Annotated in this window: 14 protein-coding genes; 6 read left to right on the top strand and 8 right to left on the bottom strand. The window is 39.7% G+C overall.

Going from position 1 to position 20,458, the window contains the following annotated elements; all coding sequences use genetic code 11:
• Positions 1-10 precede the first annotated feature (10 nt).
• From LV83_RS08230 to LV83_RS08250, 5 genes are all read right to left on the bottom strand, one after another.
• On the bottom strand, positions 11-1,369 hold the full coding sequence (locus LV83_RS08230; protein WP_111611074.1) for a restriction endonuclease subunit S: 1,359 nt from the start codon (positions 1,367-1,369) through the stop codon (positions 11-13).
• Positions 1,362-3,044 (bottom strand): class I SAM-dependent DNA methyltransferase, encoded by a 1,683-nt coding sequence (locus tag LV83_RS08235; protein ID WP_111611075.1) that lies wholly within the window; start codon positions 3,042-3,044, stop codon positions 1,362-1,364. Before LV83_RS08235 ends, LV83_RS08230 begins: the two co-directional genes overlap by 8 nt.
• Before the next feature lie 884 nt (positions 3,045-3,928).
• Positions 3,929-4,573, bottom strand: a complete 645-nt coding sequence (locus LV83_RS08240; RefSeq protein ID WP_111611076.1) for a DUF6266 family protein — start codon at positions 4,571-4,573, stop codon at positions 3,929-3,931.
• Positions 4,574-4,781: 208 nt separating this feature from the next.
• Positions 4,782-5,012, bottom strand: a complete 231-nt coding sequence (locus LV83_RS08245) for a hypothetical protein (protein ID WP_111611077.1) — start codon at positions 5,010-5,012, stop codon at positions 4,782-4,784.
• A gap of 57 nt (positions 5,013-5,069) precedes the next feature.
• On the bottom strand, positions 5,070-5,276 hold the full coding sequence (locus LV83_RS08250; RefSeq protein ID WP_111611078.1) for a hypothetical protein: 207 nt from the start codon (positions 5,274-5,276) through the stop codon (positions 5,070-5,072).
• Between the two features lie 264 nt (positions 5,277-5,540).
• Between LV83_RS08250 and LV83_RS08255 the strand changes: the two genes are divergently transcribed.
• Positions 5,541-5,963, top strand: coding sequence for a helix-turn-helix transcriptional regulator (locus LV83_RS08255; protein WP_111611079.1), 423 nt, complete (start codon positions 5,541-5,543; stop codon positions 5,961-5,963).
• A 1,405-nt stretch (positions 5,964-7,368) separates the two neighbouring features.
• Here the strand turns inward: LV83_RS08255 and LV83_RS08260 are convergent.
• Positions 7,369-8,238 carry a YihY/virulence factor BrkB family protein gene (locus LV83_RS08260; RefSeq protein WP_111611080.1) on the bottom strand — a complete coding sequence of 290 codons (870 nt, stop codon included), beginning with the start codon at positions 8,236-8,238 and terminating at the stop codon, positions 7,369-7,371.
• A gap of 209 nt (positions 8,239-8,447) precedes the next feature.
• Here LV83_RS08260 and LV83_RS08265 point away from each other — a divergent pair, with 209 nt between their 5' ends.
• The gene (locus LV83_RS08265) at positions 8,448-10,283 is read left to right on the top strand and encodes an alpha/beta hydrolase-fold protein (protein WP_111611081.1); all 1,836 of its coding nucleotides are present in this window, start codon (positions 8,448-8,450) and stop codon (positions 10,281-10,283) included.
• Between the two features lie 282 nt (positions 10,284-10,565).
• On the opposite strand, the gene LV83_RS08270 is transcribed toward LV83_RS08265, so the two are convergent.
• Together LV83_RS08270 and LV83_RS08275 are read right to left on the bottom strand one after the other, a co-directional pair.
• Positions 10,566-11,060 carry a DUF427 domain-containing protein gene (locus LV83_RS08270; protein WP_111611082.1) on the bottom strand — a complete coding sequence of 165 codons (495 nt, stop codon included), beginning with the start codon at positions 11,058-11,060 and terminating at the stop codon, positions 10,566-10,568.
• Between the two features lie 340 nt (positions 11,061-11,400).
• Positions 11,401-11,673: a hypothetical protein gene (locus LV83_RS08275; RefSeq protein ID WP_111611083.1), complete on the bottom strand. Its 273-nt coding sequence runs from the start codon at positions 11,671-11,673 to the stop codon at positions 11,401-11,403.
• Positions 11,674-12,271: 598 nt separating this feature from the next.
• On the opposite strand from LV83_RS08275, the gene LV83_RS08285 reads away from it, so the two are divergent.
• From LV83_RS08285 to LV83_RS08300, 4 genes are all read left to right on the top strand, one after another.
• Complete coding sequence (locus LV83_RS08285) at positions 12,272-12,889, top strand: NADPH-dependent F420 reductase (protein WP_111611085.1); 618 nt, start codon at positions 12,272-12,274, stop codon at positions 12,887-12,889.
• A gap of 1,353 nt (positions 12,890-14,242) precedes the next feature.
• Entirely contained in the window at positions 14,243-15,091 is an 849-nt protein-coding gene (locus tag LV83_RS08290) for an alpha/beta hydrolase (protein ID WP_111611086.1), read from the top strand.
• Positions 15,092-15,266: 175 nt separating this feature from the next.
• Positions 15,267-16,325, top strand: coding sequence for an arabinan endo-1,5-alpha-L-arabinosidase (locus tag LV83_RS08295; protein WP_245947022.1), 1,059 nt, complete (start codon positions 15,267-15,269; stop codon positions 16,323-16,325).
• Positions 16,326-17,358: 1,033 nt separating this feature from the next.
• Positions 17,359-20,457, top strand: coding sequence for a SusC/RagA family TonB-linked outer membrane protein (locus tag LV83_RS08300; protein WP_394335799.1), 3,099 nt, complete (start codon positions 17,359-17,361; stop codon positions 20,455-20,457).
• Position 20,458 lies beyond the last annotated feature (1 nt).

Genomic DNA, 20,458 nt, shown 5'->3' on the forward strand with positions numbered 1-20,458 from the left:
TTGGTTAGTTTTAAGATTTTGAATTATAATTAGCTCTATTCTCCGCAACCATTGCCAATTTTTGTTCTGTCCATTCCTCGATCTCCTTCACCCTCACCCTCCCACTAATCAACTCCGGCAATAATCTATCGCGAAGTTGGGTTAGAGTATCAATATTTTGAAGATTTAATTTTCTTTTTTCAAATAATTGATATGATATTTTTTCATGCTCTAATAAAACTTCCATTCTTGGATGTAATAAACTAATTTGTTTAAGGTGCATTGGACCAAAGTTTTTCTGGACACTTCCTGAAGCCCTTGTTTCAAGTTCATATTGCAAATCAGTATTACAATAACCGTAGATATAGTATTTAGTACTTATACCTTTAATTTCTCGGAATCTAATTACACTTGTATTCAATGAAAGTGGTAAATGCTCTTTCCGCACAAAAGAAAATCTTCCCAAAGTTCCTGAAGTTGATATCACTATATCATCCTCTTCTAGCTGAAAATGTTTGTATTTACCAAGTGCTTCTTCTCTTGTTAATTTATTTGCAGTTTCTAATGTTAAATCACCATCCTTAATACATCGGATATTAATAAACTTAATACCATCTTCTTCTTCAGTGTATTGCCAATTTCTTATGCCAGGACCTTCTAAAAAGTCTACAATTTCAGGAAATGAGACATCCTCCCACCCCTCAGGTATCCACTTCCCAAGCACCTCATTATATTCAAAGGAAGAAGGAAACTTTGTGGCTAGGGCTGGGTTGGTGCTGATCAGCTTCTTGGAGTCGGCTACGAGCTTTCGCTTCTCGGCTATCGCTTCTAGCTCATCGGGCATAATGTTTCCTGCTGCCAGTGCATTATCCATCACGGGATCGAAGTCCACAAACCAGCTTTTAAACAGGGCTTGCGCCATGGCTTCCAGCGTTTGGTTTAGCTGCCGATTTAGCTCGATCTTCTCATCCAAAGTCCCTAAAATATGGGCTATGGCTTTTTGTTCAGGGAGAGGTGGGATTTTTGAATCTAATAAATGCAGATGATTTCGATTTAATCCAGGAACTGCAGCTTTGTCTGAGCAACTTTGAAAATCAATTTGTTGCAGAAAGTAATAAATGAATTTTGGGTGATTGCCTTTAAAGTTCTTGACATATAAGGTTGTGTTTAATGGCCAATACTCTTCATTTACAAAGAATACCTTGCCTATAGTCCCGTATCGTCCTGTTACTACACCTGGTCCTTTTACTTTTGAATCGGCGTGATAATCAGAAAATCCACCAGAAGATATAACTGGAATCTTTCCGCTTATTCTTAATCTCGCTGGCAAATCATACCCTCTTTTCAATTCCAATATTTCACCCAGCTTACCTCTAAACCACTCACTCATACCCCAATCCCTTTAAATTCTCCAAAATAGCCTGATCCAATGCCTTGGCTTGTTCCAGTTGGCCTTTAAGAGTGGCGGTAAGTTCGCTCATCTTATCCTCGAAGTGGATGCCATCGTCCTCTTCTTCTGCTACACCCACATAGCGACCGGGAGTCAGGACGTAGTCGTTGGCTGCGATCTCGGCTAGGCTGGCGGACTTGCAGAAGCCGGGTTGGTCTTGATACCCCTTTTGATCATCTTTAGTAATCGAGGATTTGTCATCCCGAGCACTGGAGCTACGTGAGTAGCGTATATCGAGGGAGGCTTCGACTTCGCTCAGCCTGACATCCGCTGAATCGCACGGGATAACGGAGGCGTTACGCCAAGAATGATACGTATCCGCGATCGTCGCAATATCTTCTTTGGTCAGTTCCTTCTGCGTGCGGTCGATCATGGTTCCCAGTTGGCGGGCATCGATAAAGAGGGTTTCCCCTCTTCTATCCCGAAACTGCTTTGACGGATCCTCTGGATGTGGGCGCTGAGCCTTGTTTTTGGTCACAAACCATAGACATACGGGAATCTGCGTGGTATAAAACAACTGCCCCGGTAAGGCGATCATGCAGTCTACCATGTCTTTTTCGATCAGTTCCCGACGAATATCGCCTTCCCCGGAGGTATTACTACTCATAGAACCGTTTGCCAAGACAAAGCCAGCCGTTCCGTTTTCGGATAGTTTGCTCAGCATATGCAGAATCCAGGCGTAGTTGGCATTCCCGGCAGGTGGAGTCGTAAACCCTGCCCAGCGTGAATCGTCCTCTAGTTCGTTTTTCTCCCGCCATTGGCTCTGGTTGAAGGGCGGATTGGCCATGATGAAATCAGCCTTGAGATCGGGATGCTGATCTTTGAAAAAGGTATTGGCAGGCACATCGCCCAAGTTGCCCGAGATCCCACGGATGGCGAGGTTCATCTTCGCCAGTTTGTAAGTCACCGCAGTATATTCCTGTCCGTAGATGGAGATGTCCTTGGTATTGCCCTGATGGCTTTTGACGAATTGCACCGACTGCACAAACATCCCACCCGAACCACAGGCCGGATCGTAGATCTTGCCCTTGTAGGGTTCCAGCATCTCAGCGATGAGGTTTACGATGGATTTTGGGGTATAGAATTCTCCTCCGCCCTTTCCCTCTGCTGCCGCAAAGCGACCGAGGAAGTATTCGTAGATCCTGCCGACCACATCTTCCTCTTCATCGCCTACGGTGTCTATATTATTTATGGTATCGAGCAGGGCGGCGAGCTTGCTAGGATCCAGATTCAGTCGGGAAAAGTAATTGTCGGGAAGTGCACCTTTGAGGGAAGGATTATTTCGCTCGATGGTATGCAGGGCGGTATCCACGATTAGTGCGATATCATCTTGCTTCGAGTTTTCGATGACATGGCTCCAGCGGCTTTCCGGTGCCAGAAAGAAGACATTCTTCATATTGTAGAATTCCTTCATCTCCAGGTATTTCTCCTTGCCCTCAGCGATGAGTTCGGCTTTGCGTTCCTCGAATTTATCCGAGGCAAACTTGAGGAAGATCAAGCCTAAAACGACGTGTTTGTATTCTGAGCTTTCTACTGTTCCTCTGAGTTTATTGGCCGAATCCCAGAGGGTTTCTTCCATGGACTTTTGATTCTTTTGGGCTGTTTTTTTAGCCATTGGATATGGATTGTATTATAGGATTTATCATTGGAATCTGAAATTTCAGGTAAGTCAAAAGTCTGAACTCACATAAAATTGAAAAATTTTCAGAAGTACTAAGTATTAAAGATATAAAAGTTCGCACCTAAGAAAAGGTTGTTTATAAAATTTTTAAGGTTTCAGAGTAAATAATAGTGTCCAGGTTAAACTAAATCCTATTAGGGATTTGTAACCCAAAGCCCTTATTCAAGGAATTTTAAATTCGAAATATACATGCCTCGGATTTTGTCACAGGCCGAAATGAGACTACATCTTCACATTGAAATCCGTTTCCAGCCTCCCGCAGACATATTCGTCTCCATAGGATAACTCTGGGCGGGAGGGAAATTGCTCGATTACCTTTTTACCATGGGTTGCACCCATGGCTATTAATGGTTTGACTACTTCGTAGTCTTGCTTTATTCACCTAACATTTAATTCCTTCTAAGTAGAAACCCATGGCTACAAATATGCCCCTCCTACGGACCTGCCTTCTACTAACAGGATCAATTTCATTTACCACAATCGCTATTCTTGTAGGCGCGGTGGGAAGACGCAGCAGCGGGCCAGCGTCCGGCATGTGCGGTGGGAGTCCCGATAGCTATCGGGATGCCACGTCTTGACTTTTTGGTTCTTTTGGGTCAAGCCAAAAGAACGGATAGAAATGAATAAAAATTGTTTCGTTTTCATCCTCCCTCAGAGGCTTTCATTTCCAGAATATGATATTGGGCGGAAGGGGGATTTTGTGGTCAAACCATTAATAATATTTGAGTTACCAAGCTATTGCTCCTCTGGAGCAATTATTTAATTCGTTGCGAATCCATAGTGCCCTCCGCGACTTTGCGGTTAAAAAAAACTGATCACTACCTCCTACCCAAATACTCAGAATCAGAAATCAGCACCTTCTTATTATTCAATGGCCTATGAAACACCAGGTAAACCTCCCATTCCAAGCCCAAATCACTTGGTGAAAGCGGAACTGATACTTCTAAGTCTTTTCTTCTCCCAACTTCCTGTAGCCAAATATGTCTCTCCTCTTCAGGTTGGTTGAGCAATACACTCACTCGATCACCTGGACTAGCATTGGCTTCATTTGAATTTGCTAGCCAAGAGATCTTGATCCGCTCCACTTCCCTTATTGCTTTTGCCTCAATTGCTCCCACCAAACTACCCTTGCTGATTTGTAGGTAAGCGGAATTGATTCTGGGAATTGCCTGATGATTATATCCTTTGGTAGATAAATCAGTATGTGCCCAGTTGACACTGGTCTTCTGATCCAGAAAGTTTTGGTAACCAAAATCGAGTACCTGTTTCAGAGGTCTTAGGTATGCATTGACCTCTGCCAATCTGTTTCTATATACTTTCTGCAGAGTAGTTGGATTGGTTTTGTTTTTATGAGGGCCTTTGGGCAAACTCCTCATAATGGTTTTACCATTGAGTTTGTAGAAGGTAAACCCTCCTACTTTTCCTTCTGGCTGGATAATGCTGGAATCCGAAATAGTAGCCATAGTGTTTTTGGTTAAAAGTTAAACTACAAGAAAAGTAGTGAAAAGTAAATACTAATCAAATAGTAAAGCAGCTGATGGTCAGACTATTTACATGGATTATACTTACTTAATTTTTTTAAAACTTATACAAATCTTAAATAAACTCTGTATTAACCCTGTATAAACCTCTTATTTTGATTGCAAATCCACTACCTTCTAACAAGACAGACTATTCAGGAGTAGTAACAGTTTTTGCTTTAAACTGCTGCAGATTCTTGCTGACCTGTGTGGCTAAAAGCTGGAAAAAGTATTGTCTATTGCTGACCTCCAGGTGGGTTTTATCGAGCTGCGAAAGCTCCAGTAACCAACACTGATACATCTCCCAGAGATAATAGGAAATATCTTCTTCACTGTAATATTCGAATAGTTCCTCTGCGGTATGATCGAAGTTTAAATTCATGATTGGCAAGGTTTAATTTATGGAGTATATCATTTCATTCTGCTAAGAAAAAAGCGTTTACGGATTAAGTTTCTGAGCTACTTTATATTCCAGCTCTTTCTGTTGATTTGTAAGTATTTGAACTGCTTGGTATAATTCCTCTTCTGTATCCCAGTCCTTATTCATGGCTGCGATTAGCGAGCGATTGATTTCTAATGCTTGAAGAAGAAATTCAATGATTTGAGAGGAGTCAGATTCAAGCAATGAAGCAATATTATTGCCCAAAGAGATAGATAATAATAAATATCTGAAAGATGCAGATGAAGGATTAATGTCATGGATTTAACAGTTGATTCTGATCCAAGTACTTAAATTTCACTGGGATACTATATTCCAGCGTAGGATGATTTATCTTATAAAATGGAATAAACTATTCCGACAGAAAGCGTCTATTTTACTACTTTTCCTTGTGCCGATGGCAGAAATGAAATAATTTAGTTCAAGGACTCTAAGGAGAATTTCCTAATTTCCCATATCACTAAGAATACAATGAACGAAAAGATCCACCACGGTAGAAATATTAAAAGATTCAGGGAAATGATGGGCATCAAGCAGGAAGCCCTTGCCTTTGAACTTGGGGCTGACTGGTCCCAAAAGAAAATCAGTTTACTTGAGCAAAAAGAAGAAGTGGAAGAAGATCTTCTCCAGCAGGTGGCGGAGATATTAAAGGTTCCTGCTGAGGCGATTAAGAACTTTAATGAAGAAGCAGTTTTTAATATTATTTCAAATACGTATCATAACGATAGTAAAGATCAATCTACAATAATTGCGAGTTCAGTTAATTACCAACCTACTTTCAATGCCATCGATAAGTTGGTAGAAGCGTTAGAAGAAAACAAAAAGCTCTATGAGCGACTGCTGGAATCCGAAAGGGAAAAAGTAGAGTTGCTGAAGAAGATGCTGGATAAATAAGAATCAATCTGTCAAGGTTGACATCAATTTGGCCAAAACCCTTTGAATTGATATCTCTATTACCCCGAGTTGCACCCGCAGCTCCGCCTCGTCGGACAGGTATTAATGGTTTGACTACTTCGCGAGCATAATAAATCCAGACGTAATTTTGAACCACCAAGGTCAATCATAAAATTATACCAAAATCACTTTTGTATGGGCGCGGTGGGAAGACGCAGCAGCGGGCCAGCGTCCAGCATGTGCGGTGGGAGTCCCGATATTCTTTTGCGTCAAAGCCTGCCCCCCCTAAGCGTAGATTGTATCTACGCTTTTATATTTTTCAGGAATTTGTAATTCCCAGCCTAGACCTATCTGATGCTTTAAAAAATAACAGCAATCCGTTTTGGCGAACCACCTTTTCCCGATTGACATCAACCCTACCAAAAATGAAACCTAACGATACCATTTGACTACAAATAGTTGACCTCTCTACGGTGATTTATTTTTTCTCCCAATGACGTGCTAGAGAACCACAATTAATCCGCTTACTTCGCCTGCGTCTTCACAGGCCGAAACCAGAAATCATCTTAACATTGAAATCCGTTTCCATCCTCCCGCATGAACATCCGTTTCCAAAAAATGACTTTGAGCGGGAGGGAAATTGCTCGATTACCTTTTTACCATGGGTTGCACCCATGGCTATTAATGGTTTGACTACTTCGTTGTCTTGCTTTATTCACCTAACATTTAATTCCTTCTAAGTAGAAACCCATGGCTACAAACATGCCCCTTCTACGGACCTGCCTTCTACTAACAGGATCAATTTCATTTACCACAATCGCTATTCTTGTAGGCGCGGTGGGAAGACGCAGCAGCGGGCCAGCGTCCGGCATGTGCGGTGGGAGCTTTGCTGAGTCTTGACTTTTTGGTTCTTTTGCGTCAAGGCAAAAGAACGAGAGAAAGAAGGTTGGATCTAAATATATGATAATTAATGAGAAAGAGGTCTGGCCATTAAATTTTTAGCTAGGATAGCTTAAATGAAATCCGTTTCCAGCCTCCCGCAGAAGCTTTAGTTTCCAGAATATGATATTGGGCGGGAGGGAAATTGCACGATTACCTTTTTACCATGGGTTGCACCCATGGCTATTAATGGTTTGACTACTTCGTAGTCATACTATCCTCATTTATAATCCTTGAGCTACCAAGTTGTTGCTCCTCTGGAACTGTTATTTAATTCTTTGCGAATCATTCCTTTGTGTGCTTTGCGACTTTGTGGTAAAAAACAACTATCCCGCTGTTTGCCTAGAATGGTTGAACCACAAAATTTTGACCCATTTTCACAAAATAACTCCCTCCTTTAACGTTCTCTGACCTTTTCCTTTCTTTGGCTGTGAAGGATTAGTGAAAGTAGACCTCAATCTTTATCTTAGAGCGATTCCCCCCTGACATGATTTTCTATTCCGTAATTAAATTCAGCACCCAGGAGAATAATAAAAGTGCTGATAAAAAGCCACAGCATGAGAAAGACAACTGCGGAAATCGAACCATAGATTTCACTTAAATTCCAGAAATTACGGATGAAAAATGAAAATCCCCAGGAAGCCAGAAGCCACAAAGAGGAGGCTAAAACAGCACCGGGAATGACCCACATAAAACCGGGACGCCTTCTTTTAGGCCCAAAATAATAAATCATACTAATACTCCCCACCAGAATAATTCCCATCACTAGCCACCTCAACCAAGTTATAAGGCTTTCAAGATTATCGGGTAAACCTATTTTCTCAATGATTGCGGGAAATGCTACAATCAAGGCAGCACTTAAAATGATTAGGATGATAGCACCAAAAGTGAATAATAAGGTAAGTCCGTTGTTTTTTATGATCCCTCTTTTACTTTCGGTCTCATAGGCAATATTTATTCCCCTAAACAAGAATTTTGTCCCAAGATTGCCAATCCAAATGCCCAGCAGAATTCCCAAAAAAGTACCCCAGCCTAGAGATTCCCCTTCGGATTTGATAAAATTATCCACCCGATATTGAAGGATTTTATGGGTCTGCTCCGGAATTAAAGAACTGATTTTGGATACCTGTTCCTCAATTTGCTGAGGATCCATTACAACTCCATAGATGGAAATGAGAGCCATAATAGCTGGGAAAATGGCTAAAAATCCAAAAAAGCCCACTCCAGCCGAAATAATTACCACATTATTTTCGACAATGCGTTCTTTTACTTTTATCAAAATGCTCCTCCATTCAGAGAATGATAATTTAGAAATGGATTGAAGCGTTTTGTTCATAATTCTAGCTTAGGTGAAATCGTCAAGCAAGATACAGGATGCATTTTTCCTCTCTAAACTTAGTTTTCAATCTCGAACCAACTATTGTAGTATTTTCAATCCAACTTTTTCAATATTCTTTCATTCCAATAGCCCTCTATCTTACCTAAGTCGGTTGGACAACAATTCATTTTGACCTATTTTTAGCAATAACCTAAACCTAATAACCTATGCAAAAAACTTTTCTAATTCCGCTACTCCTATGCCTTGGCTTGACTGTCTCTCAAGCCCAACAAGGCACCAAAGAACGAATCAAAGTACATAGTAGGGCGCTGGAGGGAAACCTGATCGGTGATCCTGCAGACCGGGACGTGACAGTTTACCTCCCTCCTTCTTATCAATCCGATCCAGACCGAAGCTTCCCTGTCCTCTACATGCTTCATGGATTTACCGACACGGATTCCCAGTGGTTTGGATGGGAAGATCATTGGATCAACCTTCAGAATGTGATCGAAAAGTCCCTCGCCGATGAAGGTTCAAAAGAGATGATTGTCGTGATGCCTAATGCTTTTAACACCTTTAAAGGAAGCATGTATGCAAGTTCGGCTACTATAGGCGACTGGGAAACCTTTGTCACCCAAGAGCTGGTGACCTACATAGATTCCAAGTACCGAACCCTAGCCAATAAGGCCAGCAGAGGACTTGCCGGACATTCCATGGGTGGATATGGCACACTCCGTCTGGGTATGAAATATCCTGATGTTTATGCTGCCATCTACGCCCTAAGCCCCTGCTGTATGGATGGCGGAGCATCGACCAATCCTGAGATGATCTCAAAATTGGAAAACTTCACTTCGGAACAACTTGATGATGCATCCTTTGGAGAAATTGCAGCCCTTGCTACTTCTGCTGCTTTTGCACCAAATCCCCAAAATCCTCCCTTTTATTTGGACCTTCCTGCAAAGGATGGCTCGCCGCGTCAGGATATTATCAATAAGATCATCGCAAGCCGAACGCTCACCACGATTGATCAGTATATCCCAAACCTGAAAAGGCTAAAAGCCATAGGAATGGATGCCGGAACAGAAGATAGAGGAATCAGCGCTGCTACCAAAAAGCTGCATGAGGTACTGGATTCCTACCAGATCGAGCACCTATATGAAAGCTACGAAGGTGACCATTTGAACCGCATCGCGGAACGCATTGAAACCAAAGCCTTGCCTTTCTTTTCAGAACATCTTGTTTTTCAAAAAAGCACCGTAAGCGAAATTATTGAAAATGGTGGCACAGGTACGTATCCAGCTGTCATGACTTCGGAGAGCAGTTTGCCCACACATACCATCTTTAGACCTCAAGATATAGAGTCATTTGGCGGAGCACAAAAGCTCCCATTGATAGCATGGGGCAATGGTGCCTGTTTTGATTCTCCCTGGGAGCATGTCAATTTTCTGAATGAAATAGCTTCTCATGGTTTTCTGGTTGTCGCAATTGGCACGATGCCCAAACAGACTGATACCCGTTCCAAATCACAAAAACTACTGGATGCCATAGACTGGGCCATTGCACAAAATAATGATCCTAGCAGCCCCTACTATCAAAAGATAGATACGGAGCACATTGCAGTGAGCGGTATGTCCTGCGGAGGTTTGCAAACTATAGAGGTTGCCGATGATCCTAGAATCACCACGGTTGGCGTATTTAATAGCGGTGTATTGGGGAATCCTGGAGGTGGAATGTCTGGAATGCCACAGGTCGGTAAGGAACAGTTGCAAAGAATCAAAGTTCCTACACTCTATTTACTGGGTGGAAAATCAGACATAGCTTATGGAAATGGTATGGACGATTTTAGTCGTATCAATCATATTCCTGTATTTGTAGGCAATCTGGATGTGGGACATGGGGGCACCTATGCACAGCCACATGGTGGAGAATTTGCCCGGGTAGCACTAAATTGGTATCTCTGGCAATTGAAAGGAGATGAGGAAGCAGGAAAGCTTTTCACTGGCGACTCTCCAGCATTAGCGAAATCAGAAGGATGGGTAATAGAAAAGAAAAACATGGATTAAGCTAAAGGGAATAGTCAGCTCGGACATAAATAAAACCGCCTCCAAAATGTACATAAGATAGATTTTGGAGGCTTTTTTGTGTACTTCGCAATCATGCATTTGCAAAATATTGTCGCAAATGAAAAGTTACTTTTCTACTTTGTTAAGTTTGATTCGGGAGCTATAGCCTAGATTGCCACGTCGAAATCAATTCCCTTCGGTCCTTAATTTATCCTCGCAATGGCGTTCTAATCCATAACTTTTTAAATCTCTAATCCCCTTTCTCAAATCCCTCAAACCTATTTACCATCCCCAAGTTCCTGGAGCTCCTTTGAATGGTCCTACAATGTCACTAGTGATCCAGCCACCATAAAAATCTCCCTCTTGGGCCTGGATTTTTTCTTCATTTACATAACAAGCATCCATTAGATGGGCGTAGATGGAAATGGTATTTTTGAGTTGAGGATATGCCTTATTAGGATTGAGATAGCCCCAAGCCGCCCGAGAAGCAGTTTTGGCCCCTACTTGTATATCGTAATAATTGGCAGTGCCTTTCCACTCACAATAGGTAGAACCTTGAACAGGAATCAAAACTCCTTCTTTGAAAGCATCTAGAGGTATGTAATACGTGGGAGGATGGCTGGTTTCCAGCATTCGAAAGGAGTTATTCGTATCAACAATGATTTCACCATTAAACACAATACGGAGGTGTTTTTTGCAAGATTCAAGTTTTGGAGGACGTGGATAGTCCCAAACTGATTCTTGCCCTTCTTTGGGTTTTATAGGCTTGGTCGACATGTCATTTTAACCAAACTCCCCCACTTTTGTTATGGGTTTTCTATACCATAAGCCCCAAAAGGATAAATCAATAGAATTCATTTCCAGAAAATAACTTTGTGCAGGAGGGGTAATATTTGGTCACACTTTAACCATGGGTTGCACCCATGGCTATTAATAGCTTGACTACTTCGTAGTCATTCACTAAACTACTACAGTTCATCTACTACACCACTAACTATGTAATCCCGTAAAAGCAATTACCTAATTCATTTACTACAATCTTCTGTAGTGTTGGCGTGATGGGATGTCGTGGCCCTGTCCGCATCCTGGCTCTTCGATATAAATGCCCATAGGTACTTTATTTAACGCTCAGCCCTCTTTTTGCGTCAAAGCCAATCCTGATTTTTTTAGGGGCAAAAGGAAGAAGTAAAAAGAAGATTGGATTGAAAGAAATGACAATATGTATATCTGCTTTGTTACCAGTAAATAGATAAAAGCGACTTAATAGATGGTATACTCTAGCTTTGAGGCCGCTTCGGTCTTCGGTCATTCCCGCCTGCAGTTCGGGCAGGGGTCTTGCAGCCAACCAAGGAAAGAATATAAGGTGACTGGCATCATTGCGGATAATCATAAATGACAATAATACGAGGGATTAATGTCCATTAAATCTCTTAATACTTTTCTATAATTATTTTTAGAAACCTCGTAAAATTCTAAGGTTAGACTCTACCTCATCTACAAGAACTTTACTGCTATTTGGCAGTAGGATTAAGACTAATTATTTCCAATTATCTGAAGCCCAAAGAGATAATTATGAGGTCGAATTGGCTCATATAGTTTTATAGCATTTATCGCCTGCACATTCCTGATTCGTGCTATATTCCCCAAATAATACCATCTCGAGAAAAATATTTTGTGAGGGTTTAAATTTATAAACTCACTTTTTTGGACTTTCAATCCCAACTTATGATTTTCATGAAGTCCTATCATTTATTTCAAAATTTCCTTTTGAATTTCAACTGTATTATACTAGTTTTCAAAGCTTTATTCTTTTTCTGCAAGACATAAATTAGAAAAGTGCTAAGGAAAAGGAAGTTAAAAAAGTCACTTGAACTACCATTAATATCTATGCTCAGGTGCCTGTTTGCAATCAGTTTCTAGTCATTTCAAATCAGTGTTTGGACAGTTTATTACCCATCCTCCAGCGCTAACTTAAAAAGAAGAATTATATGAAATTAGGAATCCTTGGAGGAACTAGCCTAGCCAAATCCCTGGGCAAAAAATACATAGATGCAGGACTTTCTGTCGTATTTGGTGTCCGCACAGATTTTAATATTGATGAAGCCGAATGGAAGGTTCTCAACCGTTTCTATGATAGACTTTGCCCTTTCCAATCTGCTATCATACAATCGGAGATAGTTTTGATTTGCTGTGAAAATGAGCATTTGGCACAAGTTTGCCAGGAACTAAAAGAAGTGGATCTGGAAGACAAGATTATAATCGATTGTACCAACGGCGATTATGATAAAAAGCTGAGCACTGGGAATACACAGTTGATTCGCAGGTCAGCTCCAAAAGCTATAATTTTCAAAGCTTTCAATAACCTTGGACTTGATTATCCAAATTCCGATGTGCTGGGAATAGTGAAGGAAACCTACTTTTGCGGAGATTCAAACTTGGAAAAAATCCGGATAAAAAGATTAATCGAGTTAATAGGCTTTAAAGCCATAGATGCAGGTAAAATGAAAAATGCAACTCTACTGGAAGCATTTTATCATTTAAGCCGAGAGATCACTTGGAACAAGAAAGAAGAGTCTAATTATCATTTTAAACTGATTTCAGTATAATTATTTGGTTTATAGGCATTGAAAAGGCAGCAACACCAACATGCGCTAAACTTAACGGCACAAAGGAACCTTACTAACAAATTTTCTCTTCAGTCTTATAAATTGAGATCAAGTCAGAACACAGGAATTATTATCAGCTGTTTTGCTTAAGCTATACTTGCCATCCACTTTCAGCAATCTGGCAGCTAGATTTCACATCTAATTTCTGTCGAAAGGGATAATTTTTTGATATTAATAGGTAGAGGTGTATTCAGTTTTCAAAAAAAATGTGGCAACAAGAACTGACTAAATTAAACCATCAACCTTAAGATTTGATTGAGTCCTTCAAGCCCAACCTCAATTTTGGGGACGCTTAATGTCGCCTCAATCTAGGGTATCTCTCTTCCTTTCAATCAGAAATTCACTTAGTCTTATACCTGAAAATGCTGCTAAAAAATCAAGCCTATACCCCTTAATTTCTCTGATTACAAAAAACGTATTCAAAGCAATTTTAAATTCTTTTTAGGTCTTTTTCACGATTAGTGTCTGATTTACTATACAATTCAAGGGCTAGAATAATATAAATAAGCATAATTCAGTCACTTTTTAAATCAAAACAGGAAGAAATTCATTAATTAAAAAAAGAAATTAGTGAAGTATTTAATGAGCAGGCTTTGAAAGTAGAGAATTTGAGAAAAGCAATCTTACTTCTGAGCACCAAAGTTTGAATTGATTTGAATATGATTATTCCAATTGCATTGAATCAAAAATTGAAGGAATTTAATCAATTGATAAAGGAAATCTTTTCAATTCTAAGTCCAGACCATAGTGACTTGAAGCTGATATAGTTTTAAAGAGTTCGAAAAGTTTGATTCCTGAATTTTGCTAGATGAAAGCAGAAAAATCTAGTATGTCTTCTTCTCACTTTATGGGAAAAAGTAATTTGAAACACTGTAAAAAGTATACGTAATTTAGAACAAGAGTCTTTATTAATTCAGTTTGGAAATCTAATTTTTTTTACCCCAACTAGTAATTAATAGAAACTGTAATAAAAGCTGAAAAATGGCCAATCTGGCCAAAAAATTATTAAGTAAACAGGCTATCTTAAAAGTAAATTTTAAATAGTTTGAGATTGGGTTCAAGTATATCAAGAGGTAGTAGAAAGTTCTACTACCCCTTTTTCCATTAGTTGTATTAATTTCTTTCCGTGCACTCTATTTATTCTAATAGAGGGTGAAAGTTACAGCCAAAAAAAATCCCACCATAGTACTGTTAGGAAGTAAACATCATTGCATATTTTATCTCAAAATATGTATTGTAAGGTTATATCCTACGTATTGTAAACCCAGAATTAACATAAACCCTAAAATAATCATGTTTAAAAAAAGACTGGAACTGACCCTACTCTTGCTGCTATTATTTTCTATTATTTCAATAGCCCAAGGCCCTAAAAAAGATTCTAATCTAACCTCTGAGTATGAGGCTATTTCTATTAAAAGAGATATTGTTTATCGTGAGGGAGAGAGTAATGCGTGGAAGCTGGACTTGGCTACACCAAATGATCAAGGATCCGCCTTACGCCCAGCTCTTGTGATAGTGCATGGAGGAGGATGGTCCATGGGCTCTAAGTCTGTGGATGTTTATCAAAATATGATGGTTGATTACGCAGAGAAAGGATATGTAACGATCAATGTTGAATACAGATTAACAGGTGAAGCTGGCTTTCCTGCCTGTATTGAAGATGTTAAAAATGCGGTTCGTTGGCTACGCGCACATGCCGAGGAATTACATGTAGATCCTGAAAGAATTGGAACCTATGGTCACTCAGCTGGGGCACATTTAGCTTTGATGCTTGGCATGACTTCAGAATTAGCGGAACTAGAAGGTAATGGAAGTTATCAAGAATATTCCAGCCATGTAAATGCAGTCGCTGCAGGCTCTCCTCCTACTGAGTTGGGTCGTGAGACTCCAATGTCCAAGCCAATTTGGTGGCCAATAGGATATATTTCCGCAGACCATCCTCCAATGCTTCTAATTCAAGGAACAGAAGATCCGGTGGTAAAGCCAGTCCTTACGCGAGATTTTGTAACGAAGATGAAGAATGCAGGTGCGGAAATAGAATATATAGAGGTAAGTGGTGGTCATGATGTGGCATATTCAAGCCAACTCGAGGTGACCGATCCCGCAATCGAAAAGTTTTTTGGCAAACACCTGAAGCCATAAACCTAGAAATTCAAGAAGAAACTGTAAACTCAAAACACCAAAGCACTTCTGATTTATTCAGTATCATAAATAAGTTTTGGTTCAGTTCATCTCTGAATATTGACTTTGAAAACTACATTTCCATTTCGTTGACATATTAATATTCAGATGGTTAAAATTATTATTTCCTCTGTTTATGCTACATAAAAATCTTACCCAAATGACTATTCCTAATCAAACAAAACTTAAACTAGCTCATTATACAGCTGCTTTTTTTATTGCCTACCTGCTTTTTGCCACAGGACTTATGGCCCAACGTGTTCAAGATGATAGCAAAGGATTAATTGTTCACGATCCGGTGATGATGAAGCAGGATAGTTTATACTACCTTTTTATGACTCACGGTGGAGTGGCCAAGAGTAGTGATTTAGAAAATTGGACCAGAATAGAACCACTTCCTAGAAATCTGGAATGGGTGACTAATGATATTGTTCCAGGTTATAGAGGAGGTTTCTGGGCTCCAGACATTCAATTTTACAATGGCCTATATTACCTCTATTATTCACCTTCTGCCTTTGGGAAAAACACCTCTGCAATTGGCGTCATGACAAACAAGACCCTGGATCAAACAAGCTCCGATTATAAATGGGAGGATCAGGGTATGATCTTACAATCGGTTCCAGGAAGAGACTATTGGAATGCGATTGACGCAAATGTGATTTTTGTCGAAGAGGAAACAGGTACAACTACAGGCTGGTTGTCCTTCGGTTCATTTTGGGGAGGATTGAAGTTGGTTAAACTTGGGCCAGATATGAAATCAGTGGCAGAACCACAAGAGTGGTACGGAATTGCTCAACAAGAGCGCACCTTTGGAAGGCCAGACGATAATGCAGGAAATGGTGCAATTGAAGCCCCTTATATCTACCAAAGAGGGGAATATTTTTATCTTTTTGCCTCTATAGATTATTGTTGCAAAGGCTTGAATAGCACTTATAAAACAATAGTTGGCAGGTCAAAGGATATCCGTGGACCATATATAGACAAGGAGGATAAGCCTATGTTTGCAGGTGGTGGAGAGCTAATCGCAGGAGAAACCGATAAATATGCAGGTATTGGACATTGCTCGGTATATGATTACGATGGCAAAACACTATTTGTAGCCCATGGATATGACAAGGAAGATAACGGACGATCCAAGCTGGTTATCAAAGAAATTGACTGGGATGAAGAAGGTTGGCCTACAATTAAATTTTGAAACCCAAGGTTAACATGCTTATTAATACTCTTCACAGAAAGTAATTTGCTTAATTTACCTTTTATGAGTATATCGATAACTTCTACTTTAAGCTAATTTACATGTGGTTTAATTTGCTATAATTTTCTCTGTAAAGAGATATAAAAATAATGCAATTTGGGATATAATTATTAGCCAAGAACTTATGAAATAATTACATTTAATAGAAATAATCCATAAAAATCAAGAAATTAGGGACAAGGTCTTGATGTTGTGCCTGCTATCCTCTTGAATTCCTGATACACATCCAATGGTATTAGCATATAGTGCAATTACCTGAGAATACTTGTATGATTTTTTCCTGCAAAACTGACTTGATTTCATATCTATTATGAGATATTCCAAAAAATATTTTTAGAAAATACTCTAGCCAAAACATACTTTAATAATTTAATTTTTGGTCATAAAACAGTAAATAAAAGGTTTTATACAGTTGGTTTTTTAAAATCTATATCGAGAAATTAGTATCGAGTAAATAGTAAAATAAAAAAATGATCTGGCCTAGCCAAATTTGAAGACCAACCAGGCCAAGTCGCAAAATGAAAATTTACCTCCGACTTTACTTCAGCAGGAAGATTCGTCGAAGAATAAATTGAACATATTTTGTTTTAATTATTTGTCTAACTAAACCCAATAACCAATGTCAAAACACTTCATGCAGGCTGTATTTACCTGCACACATGGCTTTCTCTGAGAAGCTCTCCACAAAACTCACAAGAGTCCCCTAAAAATTTTAATAATCTGTATATCAGCGGATTAAATCGGTTTCATAATCTTATTTAGAAGACTAGTTTTTTCAGAATTTTTCTTCAATGATTTAGAAATTTGTACTAATGGTACTTGTCTAAAATTAGGCAGGGTAGAATAATATTGATTTTAAAATAATGTTTATTTCAATCTAACACATAATAATATGAAATGTAATTCTTTACAAAAGAGTGCCTTTTTTATCTGTATGTTGTTGTTGTCAAGTTTTATAAGTATCACCGAGAGTATTGCTAATAAGTTAGAGTCAGCAAATATTACTATGGATGATATGGCTATCGATGTCAGCGGCACTGTATATGATGCTAAAGGTTTCCCACTACCGGGTGTCACCGTAATGGTGAAAGGCACGACTACAGGCGTAGCAACAGATTTGGATGGTAGGTATTCCCTCTCGGTGCCAGACTCTGAAAGTACTTTGGTATTCACCTTCATTGGATTTAATTCACAAGAAATCCAGGTAGGCAATCAATCCACAATTAACGTAACACTTACAGAAAATCTTGCCGATCTCGAAGAGGTTTTGGTTGTAGGATATGGTGTTCAGAAGCGAGGCACTATTACAGGAGCTGTCAGTGAAGTAAAAGCAGAAGACCTATTACGAACTCCAGCTATCACTACTTCTGGTGCTTTAGTAGGTAAAATGCAAGGTGTGACTGCTAGACAGACAGATGCGCGTCCAGGAGCTAGCACATCCATTCAAATTAGAAATATGGGTGCTCCTTTATACGTAATTGACGGGATTCCCTCAGATGCAGCACAATTTAATAACCTAGGACAATCTGATATTGAGACTATCTCTGTATTGAAAGATGCATCAGCTGCAATTTATGGTATGAGAGCTTCCAACGGTGTGGTGCTAGTTACTACCAAAAGAGGCAGCCAAAATAGAAAACCTGAAATCTCATTATCAGGATATTATGGACTACAAAACTTTACCAGATATCCTCAGCCAGCCAATGCTTTTCAGCACGTTCGCGCAAATGCCGAATCAGAAGTAAACTTGGGTGGAACACCAACCATCAGTCCTGAGGATTTGGCAAAATGGGAACAAGGAACTGAGCGGGGATTTCAAAGCTTTGACTACTATGATTTCATCATGAAGCCAAACGTCCCGCAATCCTCAATCAATGCAAGTGCTACCGGAGGGTCTGAAAACACGAAGTATTTCTTCTCTCTTTCTCATTTGGGACAAGACGCACTTATTGATGATTACTTATTCCAGAGAACTAACTTTCAGTCGAATATTGATATGACACTGGCAGATGGATTTACTGTAGGTACTCAACTTAGTGGTCGTCTGGAAAATAGAGAGCAGGTAGGTGTACCTGGTCTAGATGATTATTTCAATCCATTCTTGAGTATTTTCACCATGTGGCCAACTGAAAGACCATATGCGAATGATAATCCTAACTATGTTAATGGAGATGTTCACAATATCAATGTGAACCCTGCAACCTACACGAACGAAGTTACAGGCTACGTTGATGAAATCAATAGAGCAATTAAGGCTAACTTCTTCGCGCAATATGAATTCGACTTCGGGCTATCCTTAAAAGCTACATACTCTTATAGTTTCAATAATTTTGATTTCGATGGATTCGAATACACCTATGATGGTTACATCTACAATGAGGATACTGGAATCTATGAAACTCGACCGGAATGGGGAAATCAAAATCCTTGGAGGGAAAGAAGAAAGCGTAATACGATTGATAAAGTAGCTCAGCTTCAAGCTAATTATAGCAAGAAGTTTGGGGATCACTTCATTTCAGCAATAGGTGTATATGAGCGTTGGAGTCAAGATTCTCACTACATGGTAGTGCATACCGTGCCACCAAACAATTATATACCTCTCATGTCTTTCGCGGATCAGGATTTATTAATTGATCAGATCTACCAGGAAGCCAGAGAAGGATATCTAGCCAAAATAAATTATAACTACAAAGAGAAATACCTATTAGAGGTTTTTGGTAGATATGATGGAACCTTCCTTTTTGACGAAGAAAATCGCTATGGTTTCTTCCCTGGAGTATCTGCAGGATGGCAAGTTTCCAATGAGTCATTCATGGAAAATGTAACGGGTAAATTCCTAAGTGGATTGAAACTGCGTGCATCCTGGGGACAAACAGGAAGTGATCGTACTGGTGGATTCATTGTAGACCCATTCAGCTATTACTCTGGATATAATTTTATCCCGACTGCCGGCGGAAGCGCAATTTTGAATGGTTCATTCGTACCCGGAGTTGATCCTAGAGGAATTCCAGTTACTAATCTTTCCTGGATTGTCAATACCAACATAAACTTTGGATTGGATTCCTATTTCTTCGATAATAAGTTGTTTTTACAGGCAGATATCTTCGAAAGAAGAAGAACAGGCCTTCCTGCTGGACGATACGATGTGCTTCTTCCAGCAGAAGTAGGTTATGGTTTACCACCTGAAAACCTAGAATCAGATGCCCATAGAGGCGTGGAGGGTATTATTACCTATGCAAGCAAAGTTGGCGAATTGAATTTCAGCGTTAGTGCTAACGCAACTATCTCGAGATTGAAAACTATAGATCGCTACAAGCCTAGATTTGGTAATTCTTGGAATGAGTACAGAAATGACCAAGAAGGAAGATGGGCAAATATCAACTGGGGCTATGAGGTAGAAGGCAGATTTGAAAGTCAGGAACAAATCAACAACCACCCTGTCAATATTGATGGGCAAGGAAATAGAAACCTGCTACCAGGCGATTTCATCTACAAAGATGTGAACGGCGATGGTTTGATAAATGGCATGGATGAGCGTCCTATTGGATATTCAGAAGGAGCCAATCCATATGCGAGTTTCGGTATTAATGCTTCGATGAACTACAAAGGATTTGATGTCTTTCTTGGTTTTGCTGGTGCTTCTATGCAGACATTCAACAGAAACTGGGAGCTTAGATATCCATTCCAAAATAATGGTACTTCTCCAGACTTTATGTTTGAAGACAGATGGCACAGAGAAGATTTATACAACGCAGACAGCGAGTGGATCCCAGGTCACTACCCTGCTATCAGAAGATTTGGAGCAGATCACTTGTACAATAGAAAAAACACATTCTGGTTGACCAATGTGAAGTACATGAGACTTAGAAACCTAGAAGTAGGATACCGCTTATCTCCTGCTACTTTGGATAAAATCGGAATAACTGCCCTTCGTATCTACGCCAATGGTACTAACCTTTTCTCTTTTGACAATGTGAAGGAGTTTGGAATTGATCCAGAAATCGGAGCAGCTAACGGACTCGTTTATCCACAACAACGTTTGTTCAACTTTGGATTTAGCATAACCCTGTAAA

The sequence above is a fragment of the Algoriphagus yeomjeoni genome (assembly GCF_003259505.1).
Classification (GTDB): Bacteria; Bacteroidota; Bacteroidia; order Cytophagales; family Cyclobacteriaceae; genus Algoriphagus; species Algoriphagus yeomjeoni.